This is a genomic window from Frankia sp. AgB1.9, from assembly GCF_016786355.1.
Taxonomy (GTDB): domain Bacteria; phylum Actinomycetota; class Actinomycetes; order Frankiales; family Frankiaceae; genus Pseudofrankia.
Genome location: NZ_JADWYX010000167.1, coordinates 1 through 16,997, shown reverse-complemented (window position 1 = coordinate 16,997; position 16,997 = coordinate 1). Strand labels below are relative to the sequence as shown.

The 16,997-nt window shown below is 76.3% G+C and carries 7 protein-coding genes and 1 pseudogene; all 8 read left to right on the top strand.

Annotated features, from left to right (window positions below; genetic code table 11):
- The coding region (locus I6A60_RS37670; protein WP_203042719.1) for a beta-ketoacyl reductase at positions 1-841 on the top strand (841 nt) is incomplete at its 5' end.
- Between the two features lie 117 nt (positions 842-958).
- Positions 959-9,670, top strand: a complete 8,712-nt coding sequence (locus I6A60_RS37665) for a type I polyketide synthase (protein WP_203055831.1) — start codon at positions 959-961, stop codon at positions 9,668-9,670.
- Positions 9,577-12,585 (top strand): annotated as a pseudogene (locus tag I6A60_RS44345) (type I polyketide synthase); the annotation flags it as partial. The gene I6A60_RS37665 and the pseudogene I6A60_RS44345, both read left to right, overlap by 94 nt.
- Before the next feature lie 96 nt (positions 12,586-12,681).
- Positions 12,682-14,652 (top strand): thioesterase domain-containing protein, encoded by a 1,971-nt coding sequence (locus I6A60_RS44340; protein ID WP_374487614.1) that lies wholly within the window; start codon positions 12,682-12,684, stop codon positions 14,650-14,652.
- Positions 14,652-15,491 carry an SDR family NAD(P)-dependent oxidoreductase gene (locus I6A60_RS37655; protein ID WP_203012099.1) on the top strand — a complete coding sequence of 280 codons (840 nt, stop codon included), beginning with the start codon at positions 14,652-14,654 and terminating at the stop codon, positions 15,489-15,491. The genes I6A60_RS44340 and I6A60_RS37655 overlap by 1 nt, the downstream gene beginning before the upstream one ends.
- A gap of 100 nt (positions 15,492-15,591) precedes the next feature.
- On the top strand, positions 15,592-16,110 hold the full coding sequence (locus I6A60_RS37650; RefSeq protein ID WP_203012098.1) for an ester cyclase: 519 nt from the start codon (positions 15,592-15,594) through the stop codon (positions 16,108-16,110).
- Positions 16,107-16,637, top strand: coding sequence for a nuclear transport factor 2 family protein (locus tag I6A60_RS37645; protein WP_203042722.1), 531 nt, complete (start codon positions 16,107-16,109; stop codon positions 16,635-16,637). Before I6A60_RS37650 ends, I6A60_RS37645 begins: the two co-directional genes overlap by 4 nt.
- A gap of 161 nt (positions 16,638-16,798) precedes the next feature.
- Positions 16,799-16,997: hypothetical protein (locus I6A60_RS42415; RefSeq protein ID WP_238437065.1), on the top strand; the 199-nt coding region annotated here is incomplete at its 3' end.

Below are 16,997 nucleotides of genomic sequence, written 5' to 3'. Positions count from 1 at the left end.
CGGCATCTCCGGCATCACCGGCCAAGGCAACTACGCCCCCGGCAACGCCTACCTCGACGCCCTCGCCCACCACCGCCGCCACCACCACCACCAACCCGCCACCAGCATCGGCTGGGGGCACTGGGCCGGCGGCGGGATCGCCGCGCCGCACATCGAGGCCCAGCTGGCCCGCCGTGGTCTCACCCTGCTGCCGCCCGCCACCGCCCTCACCGCCCTGCACCACCCCCTCACCCACGACACCACCCACCTCGTCGTCGGCGACCTGGACTGGGACGTGCTGTGGCGGGACAAGCCCGACCGGCTCTACCGGGACCTGCTGCGCCAACCACCGGCCGACCCGGCCCCGACCGGGCCGGCCGCGGCCACCGCCGCGCCCCGCCAGGGCCTGGCCGGCCGGCTGGCCGACCTGCCCGAGGCCGAGGGGCGGCGCACGGTGCTGCGGCTGGTCCGCGCGCACGTCGCCGCGATCGGTGGGTTCGGCGGGCCGGACGCCGTCGACGTCCGGGTGCCCTTCCGTGACCTGGGCTTCGACTCGGTGACCGCGGTCGAGCTGCGCAACCGGCTCGGGAACGAGACCGGGCTACGACTGGCCACGACGCTGGTCTTCGACCACCCGTCCCCCGCCGCGCTGGCCGAGCACCTGTTCGACGAGCTGGCGCCCGCCGCCAGCACGGACGCGACCGGCCCGGCGTCCGCCGCCGGCGCCGCGGCCGCCGCCCACTCGGCAGCCTCCGTCGGCGCCCCAGCCGGCGCGGGGGCGGTCGCCGTGGCCGACGAACTGGCCGCCGCGTCCGACGACGAGCTCATCGACTTCATCGGCAAGGAACTCGGCATCTCCTGACGCGCCGTCAGAGCCCCCGTCGCCCCCTGGCCACGACCGCCCCGGAGCGCGGCCCCGGAAGGCTCACGGACCCCCATCACGGCTCCGCCACCGACAGCGAAAGAGAAGCGGCCAGCAATGAGCGACGACCAGATCCGTTACCTGCTCCGGCGGGTGAGCGCGGAACTCCACGACACGCGGGCCCGCCTCCGCGAGGCCGAGGACCAGTGGCGCGAGCCGATCGCCATCGTCGGGACCGCCTGCCGCTTCCCGGGCGGCGCGAACTCGCCGGAGGAGCTCTGGCGGCTCGTCGCGACCGGCGGCGACGCCGTCACGGAGTTCCCCACCGACCGAGGCTGGGACCTGGACGGGCTGTTCGACCCCGACCCCGACACGCCGGGCACGTCCTACACCCGCCACGGCGCGTTCCTGGCCGACATCGCCGGCTTCGACAACGAGCTGTTCGGCATCTCCCCCCGCGAGGCGCTGGCCACCGACCCCCAGCACCGCCTCCTGCTGGAGACGACCTGGGAACTCCTCGAACGCTCCGGGATCGACCCCGCGACCCTGCGCGGCGGGCGGACCGGCACGTTCATCGGGACGAACGGCCAGGACTACGCCTGGCGGCTGACCGAGGTGCCACCGGCCGTCGAGGGCTACATCGGCGCCGGCAACGCGGCGAGCGTCGCCTCGGGCCGCATCGCGTACACCTTCGGCTTCGAGGGCCCGGCCGTCACCGTCGACACCGCCTGCTCGGCCTCGCTGGTCGCGCTGCACCTGGCCGCCGCCTCGCTGCGGTCCGGGGAGAGCGCGCTCGCGGTGGCCGGCGGGGTCACGGTGGTCGCGTCGCCGCTGGGCTTCACCGAGTTCTCCCGCCAGCGTGGCCTGGCCGTCGACGGGCGGTGCAAGCCGTTCGCCGCCGCCGCGGACGGCACCGGCTGGTCAGAGGGCGTCGGCCTGCTGCTGCTGGAGCGCCTCTCCGACGCCCAGCGCAACGGCCACCGGGTCCTCGCCCTGGTCCGGGGCAGCGCGATCAACTCCGATGGCGCCTCCAACGGCCTCACCGCGCCCAACGGGCCGGCCCAGGAGCGGGTCATCCGCGCCGCCCTGGCCAGCGCGGGGCTGACGACCGCCGACATCGACCTCCTCGAGGCGCACGGCACCGGCACGACGCTCGGCGACCCGATCGAGGCCCGGGCGCTAATGGCCACCTACGGCCGGGACCGGCCGGCTGATCGGCCGGCCTGGCTGGGCGCGGTGAAGTCCAACATCGGCCACACCCAGGCCGCGGCCGGGGTGGCCGGCGTCATCAAGGCGGTCGAGGCCATCCGGCACGGCGTCCTACCGAAGACGCTGCACGTCGACGCGCCCACCCCGCACGTCGACTGGGACGCCGGCGCCGTCCGGCTGCTCACCGAGTCCCAGCCCTGGCCCGAGGGCGAGAACCCCCGGCGCGCCGCCGTCTCCTCGTTCGGCATCAGCGGCACCAACGCCCACGTCATCCTGGAGCAGGCCCCCGAGCCGACCGAACCGGCGGCTGCAGCCCCGACCGAACTGGCCCCGACCGACGCGTGCCTGCTCCCGCTGCCCTGGGTGCTCTCGGCCTACAGCCCGGCCGCCCTCGCCGCCCGAGCCGCCGCACTGGCCACCCACCTGCTGGAGCGGCCGGCGGCGGCGGCCGACGTCGCCTACTCGCTGGCGACGACCCGGGCCGCGCTCGAACATCGGGCCGTGATCGTCGCCGCGACAGCCGAGACGGCGCTGCCCGCCCTGGACGCGCTGGCCGCCGGCGACGCCGCGCAGCCGGCCGACACGGCCCGGGGCACGGCGGAGGGCTCCGACGCCCTCGCCGTCCTGTTCACCGGGCAGGGCAGCCAGCGCGTCGGCATGGGCGCCGAGCTGTACCGGACGTTCCCCACCTTCGCGGCGGCGTTCGACGCCGTCGCCGCCGAGCTGGACCTCCACCTCGCCGGGCACGCCCAGCACTCGGTGCGCGACGTGGTGTTCGGCGCCGCCGGAGTGGGCGACGGCGAGCTCGACCACACCCTCTACACGCAGACCGGCCTGTTCGCGGTCGAGACCGCCCTGTTCCGGCTGTTCGAGTCGTGGGGCCTGCGCCCGGACTACGTGACCGGGCACTCGATCGGCGAGGTCACGGCGGCGCACGTCGCCGGGGTCCTCGCCCTGCCGGACGCGGCCGCCCTGGGCGCGGCCCGCGCCCGCCTGATGGCCGCGCTGCCGGCCGGCGGGGCGATGGTCGCCGTGCGGGCCACCGAGGCCGAGGCCAGGGCCGCCCTGGCCGACGTCGACGGGGTGGACGTGGCGGCGGTGAACGGGCCGAGCTCCGTCGTGCTGTCCGGCGACGAGGCGGCGGTGCTGGCCGTGGCCGAGACCTTCGCCCGCGAGGGCCGCAAGACCCGGCGGCTCACCGTCAGCCACGCCTTCCACTCCCCGCACGTCGACGGCGTGCTGGCCGAGTTCCGGGCGGTCGTCGCCGGCCTGTCCTTCGCCGCGCCGACGATCTCGGTGGTCTCCAACCTCACCGGGACGATCGCGACCGCCGCCGAGCTGACCGACCCGGAGTACTGGGTCCGCCACGTCCGGGGCGCCGTCCGCTTCGCCGACGTCGTCGCCGAGCTGCACCGGGCCGGGGTCAGCGCGTACCTGGAGCTCGGGCCAGACGGGACGCTGTCCGCCCTGGCCGAGGAGACCGTCACCGACGCGCTGACCGGCGCGGGCGGGGACGCAACCCGGCCCGTGTTCGCCCCGGCGCTGCGCCGCGACCGGCCCGAGCCGGCCACCGTCGTCGGCGCGCTGGCCCAGGCGTACGCGCGGGGCGCGCGGCTGGACTGGGACGCCGTGTTCACCGACCTGGCCGGGCGGCTCCCGGCCGTCGCCGAGCTGCCGACCTACCCCTTCCAGCGGCGGCGCTACTGGCTGGACGTCCCCCGCCCGCGCGCGACCGCCCCCGGGCTGCGCGCCACCGGGCACCCGCTGCTGACCGGGGCGACGACGCTGGCCGGCGACGCCACGACGCTGGCGGTAGGCGCGATCTCCGGCCTGGACCATCCCTGGGTGCTCGACCACGTCGTGTCCGGGACCGTCCTGGTGCCGGCCACGGCCTTCGTCGAGGCCGCGCTGCGGGCCGGCCGGGACGCGGGCCTCGACGTCCTGGCCGAGCTGGTCATCGTCGAGCCGCTCGTCCTGGCCGACGACGGGACGGCCGAGATCCAGGTCAGGGTCGGCCCTGACGACGGCACCGGGCGGCATCCGGTCGAGGTGCATGCCCGTGACGCCGGCGCCGAGACGGCGGACTGGCACCGGCACGCCACCGGCTTCCTCACCAGCGAGCCCGACGCCCAGGCCCCGGACTGGGACCTGGCCGAATGGCCACCCCCGGGCGCGGTCCCGGCGGACGTGACCGACCTCTACGACCAGCTGCGCGCGGCCGGCCTCGACTACGGCCCGGCCTTCACGGGCCTGCGGGCCGGCTGGTACCTGGGCGAGGAGATCTTCGCCGAGGCCGAGCTGCCGGCCGGGGAGTGGCCGGCGGCGAGCGCGTTCGGCCTGCACCCGGCGCTGCTCGACTCGGTGCTGCACCTGGGCACCCTGCGCGGCCTGGCCGACCTGCCGCCCGGGGAGAACCGGCTGCCGTTCGCCTGGGACGGCGTGCGCGTGCACGCGGTGGGCGCGAACGCGGTCCGGGTCCGGCTGGTCGCGTCCGCGCCGGACGCGGCGAGCGCCTGGATCGCCGACGGGACGGGCGCGCCAGTCCTGTCGATCGACCGGCTGCGCTCCCGGCGGGTCCCCGCCGGCCGGCGGCCCGGCGACCGGCGCTCCGACGCCCTGTTCACCCTCGACTGGATCGAGGCCCCGGCCGCGGACGGCGCAAGCACGCCGGAGCTCAGGGTCCTGGAAATCGACCCACAGGCCGACGCGACGACGCCCGGCGCCGCCCACGCCGCCACGACCCAGGCGCTGCACGCCGTGACCGACTGGCTCGGCGACGGCCGGCCCGACGAGGCCGCTCGGCTGGTCGTCCTGACCAGGGGCGGCGTCGACGCGGGCGGCCAGGACGTCCCCGACCCGGCCCTCGCGGCGGTGTGGGGACTGGTCAGCTCGGCGCAGGCCGAGGCGCCCGACACCGTCGTGCTGGTCGACACCGACGGCTCGGAGGCGTCGAGTGACGCCCTGGCCGGCGCGGTGGCGGCAGCGGTCGCCGCCGGCGAGCCCCGCCTGGCGCTGCGCTCCGGGCGGGCGCTCATCCCCCGGCTGATCCGGGCGGCCCCGCCAGGAGAGCAGCCGACCGGCCTGGGCTGGGACCCGGACGGCACGGTGCTGATCACCGGCGGGACCGGCACCCTCGGAGCCCTGCTGGCCCGCCACCTAGTTACCCGGCACGGCCTGCGCCACCTGGTTCTGGCCAGCCGCAGCGGTGACCGGGACGAGGCCACCCGCCGGCTGCTCGGCGAGCTCGCCGAGGCGGGTGGCCAGGTCACGGCGGCGGGCGTGGACGTGTCCGACCGGGACGCGCTCGCGGCCCTGCTCGCCGCGATCCCCGCCGAGCATCCGCTGACCGCCGTCGTCCACACCGCCGGCGTGATCGAGGACGGGCTGCTGGCGTCGCTGACCGAGGACCGCGTCGGCAAGGTGCTGCGGGCGAAGGCCGACGCCGCCTGGCACCTGCACGAGCTGACCCGGACGGCCGGTCTGGCCGGCTTCGTCCTCTACTCCTCGGTGACCGGGATCGTCGGCGGCCCCGGGCAGGGCGCCTACGCCGCCGCCAATACTTTCCTCGACGCCCTGGCCACGCGGCGGCGGTCGGAGGGCCTGCCCGCGACGTCGCTGGCCTGGGGAATGTGGGAGCCGCGCAGCGGCCTCACCGCCCATCTCTCCGACGCCGACCGGGCCCGGTCGGCCAGGGCCGGCCTGGTGGCGCTGAGCGCGGCCGACGGGCTGGCCCTGTTCGACGCCGCCCTCGCCCTGGACGCGCCACTGGTCGTCCCGGCCGCGCTCGACCTGGCGGCGGTAGGCCGGGCGACCGGCGGAGTGCCGGCCCCGCTGCGCGGTCTGGTCCGTGGCCAGCGACGGCCGGTGCCCACCGCGGCCACCGTCATCGGGGGCGGCGGCCGGACGGGCGACCCCGTGGCCGTGCGGCCCGGTGGCGCCCTGGCCGCCCGGCTGGCCGGGCTGGCACCGGCCGACCGGGAGGCGTTCGCGCTCGACCTGGTCCGCGCCGAGGTGGCCGTCGTGCTCGGCGCCCCGGTCGAGGACGTCTCGGGCCGGCGGCCGTTCGCGGACGCGGGGTTCGACTCGCTCACCGCCGTCGAACTGCGCAACCGGCTCGACGCGGCGACCGGCCTGCGGCTGCCGGCCACCCTCACCTTCGACTACCCGACCCCGGCCGCCGTCGCCGCCCACCTGCTGGAACGGCTGGCGGACTCCCCGGCGCCGGCCACGCCCAGCGCCGCGCCGCCAGCCCGGCGGCGCAGCCGGCCCGACGACGACCCGATCGTCATCGTCGCCGCCGCCTGCCGCTTCCCCGGCGGGGTCGGCTCGCCCGAGGACCTGTGGCGGCTGCTGGTCGAGGAGACCGACGCCGTCTCCGAGTTCCCGGCCGACCGGGGCTGGCCCACCGAAGCGCTCTACGACCCCGACCCGGCCGCCTTCGGCCGGACCTACACCCGCCAGGGTGGGTTCCTGCGCGACGTCGCCGACTTCGACGCCCGCTTCTTCGAGATCTCGCCCCGCGAGGCCCTGGCCACCGACCCCCAGCAGCGCCTGCTTCTGGAGGCGAGCTGGGAGCTGCTGGAGCGGGCCGGCATCGACCCGGCGACGCTGCGCGGCAGCCGGACCGGCGTGTTCGCCGGGGTCATGTACCAGGACTACGCCTCCCGGCTGGCGCAGGCGCCGCCCGCGCTGGAGGGCTACCTCGGCAACGGCACCGCCGGCAGCGTGGCCTCGGGCCGGATCGCCTACACCTTCGGCTTCGAGGGCCCGGCGGTCACCATCGACACCGCCTGCTCGTCATCCCTGGTCGCGCTGCACCTGGCCGTCCAGTCGCTGCGGACCGGCGAGTGCGACCTGGCCCTGGCCGGCGGCGTGTCGATCATGGCGTCGCCAGCGGCCTTCGTGGACCTCTCCCGGCAGCGGGCGCTGTCGACCGACGGGCGGGCCAAGGCGTTCGCGGCCGCCGCCGACGGGGTCGGCTGGGGCGAGGGCCTGGGGCTGCTGCTGGTCGAACGGCTCTCCGACGCGACGGCGGCCGGCCATCCGGTGCTGGCCGTGGTCCGCGGTACGGCGGTCAACCAGGACGGGGCGTCCAACGGGCTGACCGCGCCGAACGGCCCGTCCCAGCAGCGGGTGATCCGGGCCGCGCTGGACGCCGCCGGGCTCGCCCCGCACCAGGTGGACGTGGTCGAAGCCCACGGCACCGGCACCCCGCTGGGCGACCCGATCGAGGCCCAGGCCCTGCTGGCCACCTACGGCCAGGGCCGGCCGGCCGACCGGCCACTGTGGCTCGGCTCGGTCAAGAGCAACATCGCGCACACCCAGGCGGCCGCCGGCGCGGCCGGCATCATCAAGATGGTCGAGGCCATCCGGCACGGTCTGCTCCCGCGCACCCTGCACGTGGACGGGCCGACGCCGGTGGTCGACTGGACCGCCGGCGCGGTGGAGCTGCTGACCGAGGCCCGGCCCTGGCCCGAGACGGGGGCGCCCCGGCGGGCCGGGGTGTCGTCGTTCGGCGTCAGCGGCACCAACGCCCACGTCGTCCTGGAACAGGCACCCCCAGCTGCCCCGGTCGACCCGGCCCGGCCGGCCGGCAGCGTCGTGCCGTGGGTGCTGTCAGGCCACACCCGCAAGGCGCTGCGGGCGCAGGCCGCCCGCCTTGCCGACGCGGTCGAGGCTGACCCCGAGCTGAACCTGGTCGACGTCGGGCACTCCCTGCTCGCGACCCGGGCCCGCTTCGTCGAGCGGGCCGTGGTGATCGGGTCCGACCGGGCCGAGCTCCTCGCCGGGCTGCGTGCACTGGCCGACGGGCGGGACGCGCCGAACCTGGTGACCGGGACGGCCGGCGAGCCGGGGAAGACCGCCTTCCTGTTCCCCGGCCAGGGCTCGCAGTGGCTCGGGATGGCCGAGGCGCTGCTGGACACCGCCCCGGTCTTCGCCGAGCGGATCGCCCAGTGCGACCGGGCGCTGGCCCCCCACGTCGGGTTCTCGCTCGTCGACGTGCTGCGCGGCCGGCCCGGCACTCCGTCCCTGGACGCGATCGAGGTGCTCCAGCCGACCCTGTGGGGAGTGCTGACCGCGCTGGCCGAGCTGTGGCGGTCCTTCGGCGTCCGGCCGGACACGGTGCTCGGGCAGAGCCAGGGCGAGATCACCGCCGCCACCGTGGCCGGGGCGCTCAGCCTGGACGACGCGGCCCGGATCGTGGCGCTGCGCAGCCAGATCACGGTGCCGCTGATCGAGCACGGCCGGCTGGCGGCCGTGGCGCTGCCGGACGCCGACATCGAGGCCCGGATCTCGCGCTGGCCGGGCCGGCTCTGGCTGGCCGGGGTGACGAGCCCGTCCGGCGGCATCGTCGCCGGTGAGACGGCCGCGGTGGGCGAGCTGGTCGCCGAGCTGTCCGCCGAGGATGTGCGGGCGCGGGTGCTGCCCAGCTCGTTCGCCTCCCACTCGCCCCACGTCGAGCCGGTCCGGGCCGAGCTGTCGGCGGCTCTGGCGGGGCTCGACCCGCGGCCCGGCGAGACCGCGATCATCTCGACCGTCACGGCCGAGCTCCTCGACGGCGGCGAGCTGGACGCCGACTACTGGTACCGCAACCTGCGCGAACCGGTGCGGCTGCTCGCGGCCACCCAAGCACTGCTGGCCGCGGGGCACACCGTGTTCGTCGAGGTCAGCCCGCATCCGGTCCTCGGGTTCAGCCTCCAGGAGACCGCCGACGCGGCCGGGGTCGGCACCGCCGTCTTCACCGGCACGCTGCGGCGCGACGAGGGCGGCCTGGACCGCTTCTACGCCGCGCTGGGCGCGCTGTGGACGCGGGGCGTCGAGGTCGACTGGGCCCAGGCCTTCGCGGACCTGGCGCCCCGCCGGGTGGACCTGCCCACGTACGCCTTCCAGCGCCGGCGGTACTGGCTGGACGCCCCGAGCAACGTAGGCGGACCCGTGGACGGTTCCGTCGGCCTGGACGGCCTGGAGGCGGACGACGACGACCGGCCGAGGCTGCTGGAGCGGGTCGCCGGCCTCACCGGGGCCGACCTGGAGGCCGCCGTCCTGGAGCACGTCCTGGAGGCGCTGACCGGCGTGCTGGCCCTCGACGATCTCGACGAGGCCGAGCGGCCCAGCGCCGACCTGGCGTTCCGCGAGCTCGGGCTGACCTCGCTCACCGCCGTCGAGCTGCGCAACCTGCTGGCCGCCGACAGCGGTCTGGCGCTGCCGACGACCCTGGTCTTCGACTACCCCACCCCAAACGCGGTCGCCGCCCACCTGGTCCCCCAGCTGGCGGCGGTCGAGCTGGCGCCGGCCAGTCCGGGCGGCCGTGTCCGCTCCGCTCCCCCCAACGGCTCCGGTCGCCCCACCGAGGCCGGCGGACCTGGTGGACAAGCCGTCCGCGACGCCCTGGCCGCGCTTGAGGCCGCCGTGCGCGCCGACGCGCCGCCCGACGCGGGCCAGGCCGACCTGTCGGCCCGGCTGCGCGCGCTGGCCGACGAGTGGGCCCGGCGCACCGGGGGCGCGGGCTGGGCCGAGCTCGACGAGTGGACCGGTTCGGACGGCGGCCACGAGATCGACCTGGACGCCGCCTCGGACGAGGAGCTGTTCGCGCTGGTCGACGACAACTCCGTCGAATGACGAGCCCCCCTGAACCGGAAAGGAGCGCACCGCGCATGGCAGCACAGGACGAGAAACTGCGGGAGTACCTCAGGCGCGCCCTGGCCGACGCGCGCACCGCCCAGCGGCGGCTGCGCGAGGTCGAGTCGGCCAGCCGGGAGCCCATCGCGATCATCAGCGCCGCCTGCCGGCTGCCGGGCGGGGTCGACAGCCCGGACGACCTGTGGCGGCTGGTGGCCGAGGGCAGGGACGCCATCGGCCCGTTCCCGACCGACCGCGGCTGGGACCTCGACGGCCTCTACGACCCCGACCCGGACACGCCGGGAACCGCCTACACCCGCGACGGCGGCTTCCTGGCCGGGGTGGCCGACTTCGACGCGGCCTTCTTCGGCATCTCCCCGCGCGAGGCGCTCGCGACCGACCCCCAGCAGCGGCTGCTGCTGGAGAAGGCGTGGGAGCTGTTCGAACGGGCCGGCCTCGACCCGACCTCGCTGCGGGGCACCCGCACGGCCGTGTTCACCGGAGTAGCCGGCGGCGACTACGCCCCCGGCCTGTACGACACCCCGCAGGAGCTGGAGGGCTACCTCGGGACGGGCAACCTGCGCAGCGTCGCCTCCGGCCGGATCGCCTACACCTTCGGCCTGGAGGGGCCGGCGGTCACGGTGGACACCGCCTGCTCGTCGTCCCTGGTGGCCATTCACCTGGCGGCCCAGTCGCTGCGTTCGCGGGAGAGCGACCTGGCCCTCGCCGGCGGAGTCACCGTCATGACGACGCCCCAGGGCTTCGTCGACTTCGCCCGCCAGCGGGGCCTCGCCCCGGACGGCCGGTGCAAGGCGTTCGCCGCGGCGGCCGACGGCACCGGCTGGTCCGAGGGCGTCGGCCTGCTGCTGCTGGAACGGCTCTCCGACGCCCGGCGGCTGGGCCATGACGTCCTCGCCGTGGTGCGCGGCGGCGCGGTCAACCAGGACGGGGCGTCGAACGGCCTGTCCGCCCCCAACGGCCCGGCCCAGCAGCGGGTGATCCACGCGGCCCTGGCCAGCGCCCGGCTGCGCCCCGACCAGGTCGACGTCGTCGAGGGCCACGGCACCGGGACGACGCTCGGCGACCCGATCGAGGCCCAGGCCCTGCTGGCCACCTACGGCCAGGACCGGCCGGAGGCTGCGCCGCTCTGGCTCGGCTCGCTCAAGTCCAACCTCGGCCACACCCAGGCGGCCGCCGGGGTGGCCGGGGTCATCAAGATGATCGGCGCGATCCGGCACGGGCTGCTGCCGAAGACCCTGCACGTGGACGCGCCGACCCCCGTCGTCGACTGGGACGCCGGCGCCGTCCGGCTGCTGACCGAGGCCCGGCCGTGGCCCGAGGGCGACGGCCCGCGGCGGGCGGCGGTCTCGTCGTTCGGCGTGAGCGGCACCAACGCCCACCTCATCCTGGAGCAGGCGCCGCCGGCCGCCGAAGGAGCGTCTGCGCAGCCGGACGACCAGACCAACCAGACCAACCAGGCCGGCCAGCCGGACCCGGCGCCCAGCCTGCGGGAGGCGCCGGTCGTTCCGGCCGAAGTGGCGTGGGTGCTGTCGGCGAAGACCGTGCCGGCGCTGCGCGCGTCGGCCGCACGCCTCGCGGCGGCGTACGACGGCCAGCCGGGAGAGCCGCCCCGCCCGCTCGACGTGGCGCACGCGCTGGCCACCACCCGCGCCCGCCTCGCGCGGCGGGCGGTCGTCGTCGCCGCCGACCTCGACGGGTTCCGGCACGGGCTGCTGGCGCTGGCGCGGGGGGAGGAGCATCCCGGCGTCGCCGTCGGCGCGCCGGCCGGGGGGCTGGCCTTCCTGTTCGCCGGCCAGGGCAGCCAGCGCGCCGGCGCCGGGGCCGAGCTGTACCGGACGTTCCCCGTCTTCGCGGCCGCCTTCGACGAGACAGCGGCCGCGCTCGACACCGCCCTGGCCGGAGCCGCGGCGCACCCGATCGCCCGGGTGGCGTTCGCCGGCGCACTGGCCGAGGCCGGCTCGCCGCCGGCCGACGACGGCGCGATCGACCTGGCGCTGATCGATCAGACCCTTTACACCCAGCCAGTGCTGTTCGCGCTGGAGACGGCGCTGTTCCGGCTGCTGGCCTCGTGGGGGGTCAGGCCTGCCCACGTCGCGGGGCACTCGATCGGCGAACTGGCGGCGGCGCACGCGGCCGGGGTGCTGTCGCTGGCGGACGCGGCGACGCTGGTCGCGGCGCGCGCCCGGCTGATGCAGGCGCTGCCGGCCGGCGGGGCGATGGTCGCCGTCGAGGCGACCGAGGCCGAGGTGCGGTCCGCACTGGAGGCATTCGCCGGGTCTGAGGCCTCGGAGGGCGGGGCGGCCGACATCGCCGCCGTCAACGGGCCGCGCTCCGTCGTCATCTCCGGCGACGAACAGGCGGTCCTGGCCCTCGCGGCGCGGCTGGCCGACGACGGCCGGCGGACCCGGCGGCTGGCGGTCAGCCACGCCTTCCACTCGCCCCACGTCGACGCCGTGCTGGCCGAGTTCCGCGCGGTCGCGACGACCCTGACCTACCGGGAGCCGACGATCCCGGTCGTCTCGGCGCTGACCGGCCAGCCGGCCCGGCCCGGCGAGCTCACCGACCCCGAGTACTGGGTGCGCCACGTCCGGGCGGCGGTGCGCTTCGCCGACGTCGTCGAGCGCCTCCACACGGCCCGGACCGGGACCTACCTTGAGCTGGGCCCGGACGCCACGCTCAGCGGCCTGGCCGCCAGGACCCTCGGGGCCCGTGAGCGCGCCGGCGAGACCGTCCCGCTCCTGCGCAAGGGCCGGCCCGAGGTCGAGAGCCTGCTGCGGGGCGTGAGCCAGGCCCACGTCCGCGGGGCGGCGGTCACCTGGTCGGCGCTGACCGAGGACCTCTCGCCGGCCCGCGTCGAGCTGCCCACCTATGCCTTCGACCGTCGGCGGTTCTGGCTGGAGCCCGCCCGCGGGCCCCGGGCCGCCGCCGGCTCCGGCCAGCCCCTGTCGGGGTCGACGGGCTCGGGTGCCGGGCAGCCGCCGGCCGAGGCCGTGGACGATCTCGCCGAGGTCCGTTGGGAGGCGGCCCGGCGGCCGGCCGGACCGGTCCGCGGCCGGTGGGCCGTCGTGGGCGCCGACCCGGACGCCGCCGGGCTGGCGCTGCGGATCGTCGGGGTCGACGTGGTCGAGTTCGCCGACCTGGCCGGGGCGCGGGCCGCGTTCGCGGCCGGCGAGCAGCCACCCGACTACGTGCTGGTCTCGGTGGCCGGCGCGCCGGCGGCCGGGGCGCTCGACGGTCCCGACGGCGCGGACCCCGCCGGCCGGCCGCGCGGCGGCGCCTCGCCGGCTGACGTCACCACGTTGCTGGCCGAGGAGACGCTGGCCGGCGCGACCGTCGTCGCGGTCACCCAGCGGGCCGTCGCCGTCACCCCGAATGCCGTCGTCGGGCCGGAAGCCGCCGAGAACCTCGATCCCGCCGCCGGCCCGGAAGCCGCCGCGGACCTCGGCTTGGAGGACGCCCGGGACCTCGACCTGGATCCCGGTCTCGATCTCGCAGCCGCCCAGGCCTGGGAGCAGCTGCGCGCCGCGCTGCTCGACGAGCCCAAGCGGCTCGTGCTGGTCGACGTGGACGGGTCCGAGGCCGCCTTCCAGACGCTGCCGACCGCGTTGGCGCTCGCCAGGGACGAGGGCGAGACCCAGCTCGCCGTCCGGGACTCGACCGTGCTGCTGCCCCGCCTCGCGCGGCCCGCGTCCGACGGGCCAGCGCGGCTCGGGCCGTCGGACCCGGACGGGCTGGGCCCGGCCGGTGAGGGCACCTGGACGCGCCGGCTGGCCGAGGCAGCCGAGGACGAGCGCGCGAAGCTGCTGCGCGCGCTGGTGGTGACCGACACCGCCGCCGTGCTCGGCCACGACGACGCCGAGGCGATCGACGACGACGCCGAGTTCGCCGACCTCGGCGTCGACTCCCTGGCCGCCGTACAGCTACGCAACCGGCTGGGCGCGGCCACCGGCCTCCAACTGGCGCCGACCGTCACCTTCGACCATCCGACCCCGGCCAGCCTGGCGGCGTTCGTGGGCGAGGAGCTCATCCGCGCGGCCGACGCGCGATCCCGCCGTCCGGACATCGCGGACGGCGGCTCCCGGCACGGGCCGATCACCGCCCTGTTCCGTGCGCTCGGCGCGGCCGACCGGTACGACGAGGCCGGCGGCGTGATCGGCCTGGCCTCGGTGCTGCGGGAGACGTTCGACGCGGCGGCGGTGGCCGAGAACACCCCGCAGGCGGCCCGGCTCGGCGGCGGCGCGACGCTGCCCCGGATCGTCTGCTTCCCGGCGCTGAGCGCGATCTCCGGGCCGCACGAGTACGCCCGCTTCGGCAACCTCCTGCGCGGCGAGCGGGACGTGCTGGTGCCGCGCAGCCCCGGCTACGCCGAGGACGACCGGCTGCCCGACAGCGCCGAGACCTACGTACACCTGCTCGCCGAGACGGTCGTGCCGTGGGTGGGCTCCGACCCGTTTGTGCTGGTGGGCCGGTCGATGGGCGGCACGATCGCCTACGCCGTCGCCCACCGCCTGGAGCAGCTCGGGCTCCAGCCCGCGGGGCTCGCGCTGGTCGACTCCTATCCGTTGGAGGCCGCGACACTCGAAGGGCTGCGCGAATGGTGGTTGGCGGCCATGCTGCGCGGGATGCTTGATCGGATCGAGCAGTACCAGATGGTCTGGAGCGACTCCAGCCTCACCACGATGGGCGGCTACATCCGCCTGTTCGACGGGTGGCGCCCGCCGCCGCTGCGCAGCCCCGTGCTGCTGCTGCGGGCGACCGAACCCATCCCGGGCACGATCATCGACCCCACCGGAGCCCGGGACTGGCGTGCCTTCTGGCCCGGCGCCTCCGACGTCGTGGACGTTCCCGGAGATCACTTCACCATTCTCGAGGACCACTGCGCGACGACCGTGGCCGCGATCAGCACGTGGATCGACGGCCTCGCCTGGTCTGGCCATGACACCGACAGGGAGAACCAGTAGTGACGAGATCCGTGGTAATCGTGACCGGCGCGGCGTCCGGCATCGGCCGCGCCGCCGCCGAGCTCTACGCCGAGCGCGGCTACGGCGTCGTCGGCGTGGACCGGTACGAGGCCGGGCTGGAGAGCCTGGAGCGGCCGGGCGAGATCGCCACCCTCGTGGGCGACGTCGCGGAGGAGAAGACGAACCTGGCCGCCGTCGAGCTGGCGATCAGCCGGTTCGGCCGGCTGGACGCGGCCGTGCTCAACGCGGGCGGCGGCGGGACCGGCCCGCTGGAGTCCGACGGCTCCATCGAGCGGCTGGACCGCGTCCTCGCGGTCAACGTGCGCGGGGTGGCGCTCGGGGTCCGGGCTGTCGTCCCGGCCCTGCGGGCGGTCGGCGGCGGCTCGATCGTCGCGACGTCGTCCATCTCGGGCCTGCGCGGCGACTCCGGCGGGATCTGGGGCTACAACGCGGCGAAGGCCGCGGTGATCAACCTCGTCCGGTCCCTGGCGCTCGACTACGCGGCCGAGAACATCCGGATCAACAGCATCGCCCCAGGCTCGGCCATCACGGCGATGACGGCCCCGCTGCTGGCCGACCCGGTGCTCGCGGCCGCCTTCAACCGCGAGGTGCCGCTGCAGCGCTTCTCCTCGGCCCGGGAGCAGGCCGAGGTCATCTACTTCCTGACCTCGTCGGCGGCCTCCTTCGTCACCGGCGTGACGATCCCGGTCGACGGCGGGCTGTCGGCGGCGACGCGGCTGCTGCCGACCCCGACCTACCCCGGCCAGGACCCGTTGGAGATCTTCACCGGGCGGGTGTTCCGCGAGGCGGACGACCCCGACTCCGCACCGGCGCTCTGATCCAGGACACCCCGACCCCCGATCTGACCCCTGACCGCGGGCCGGCATCCGTCGGCCCGTTCCACCCGCCCGCGCGGCGCAATCCCTTACGGAGAACCCCATGAGCATCAGAACCGTCGTCGACAGCGAGACGCTGGAGGCCAACAAGGCCGTCGTGCGTCGCTACTTCGAGGAGGGTGTGAACCAGGCCAGCCCGACGGTGATCGACGAGATCATCGCGATCGACGCCGTCGACGAGACCCGGGGCCCGGACGCGGCGACGCTCGGCCGCGAGGGCTTCCGCCAGCACGCCGCCTGGCTGGCGGCCACCGCCGACAACGTCCGGACGACGGTCACCGAGCTGGTCGCGGAAGGCGACCGCGTGGTGGCCTTCTGGACGATCTCGGGCTACGCGAAGGGCCTCGTCTTCGGGGTTCCGGGCAACGGCCGCTACTTCGAGGGCATCAGCATCAGCTCGTTCACCATCCGCGACGGCCTGGTCACCAGGTACAGCGTGCTGCCCGACCGCCTCGGCGTGATCGCCCAGCTCACGGCAGCGGACGACACGGCGGCCGGCACTGTGGGCGACAGCGACACGGCGGACGAGGAGCCCGTCGCGACGGGCCAGGTCGCGCGGTGACGGCCGGCGTCGACCACTCCCCCGCCGGCGGCGGCGTGGCGGCCGTCGCGCCGGTCACCCTGACCGCGGCGGACATCGCCGGGATCCATCAGGCGATCGCGTTGTTCGCGCACGTCTTCGACAACGACGACCTGGACGCCCTGCCGCTGGTCTTCACGCCGGGCTTCACCTCGGCCCACCACAGCTCGGGCACCGTCGTCACCGGTCTGGACGCCGGACGGGAGTACCTGAGCCGCCGGCCGAGCACGACCCCGGACCATCAGACCGTGAACACGATCGTCCTGGTCGGCCCGGACGGGATCGTCCGGGCCCGCAGCCGGTTCCTCGCGGTGACCGACACCGGCGAGGTCCACAACGGCGACTATCTCGACATCCTGGAGCGCGCCGACGACGGCCCCGGCTGGCGGATCGCCTACCGCCGGATCCTGGTGCGCTTCCCCCGGCCGGAGGAACCCGTTCCGCTGCCGCCGGGGGTGGCCGAGCTGTATCAGCCGACGCCGGCCAACCAGCCACGGATCGTGGGCTGACCAGGCAACGGACCACGGCCAGCCGGTTCATGATCGGGTGAATTCAGGGTCGCCAGAGCTACCGCGAATCCACCCGATCATGGGGTGGGTGCGGGTGGCGTCGGGCTAGACCAGGGCCGCACCACAGCGCTCGATGACGACAACTGAGATTGTCATTGACGGTGGCATCGACAATCTCAGTTGTCGTCTGCACGCTCGTCGGCGGGCCGCCCCCCAAGCTGCCCGGCCCCCCGCCCGCGCACCCGCGGGGGCGCGCACGGCCCCCCGGGGCCGCGGCGCCGCCCGCGGCCACGCCGCCCCGCCCGGCGCGCGCGGCGGACCAACCGGCGAGCAGCACCACCATGGCGCCCGTGACCAGTC

What these genes read in the sequence shown, in the direction of transcription:
- I6A60_RS37665 (WP_203055831.1), top strand. Translation starts at nt 959, where the DNA reads ATGAGCGACGACCAGATCCGTTACCTGCTCCGGCGGGTGAGCGCGGAA.
- I6A60_RS37650 (WP_203012098.1), top strand. Translation starts at nt 15,592, where the DNA reads ATGAGCATCAGAACCGTCGTCGACAGCGAGACGCTGGAGGCCAACAAG.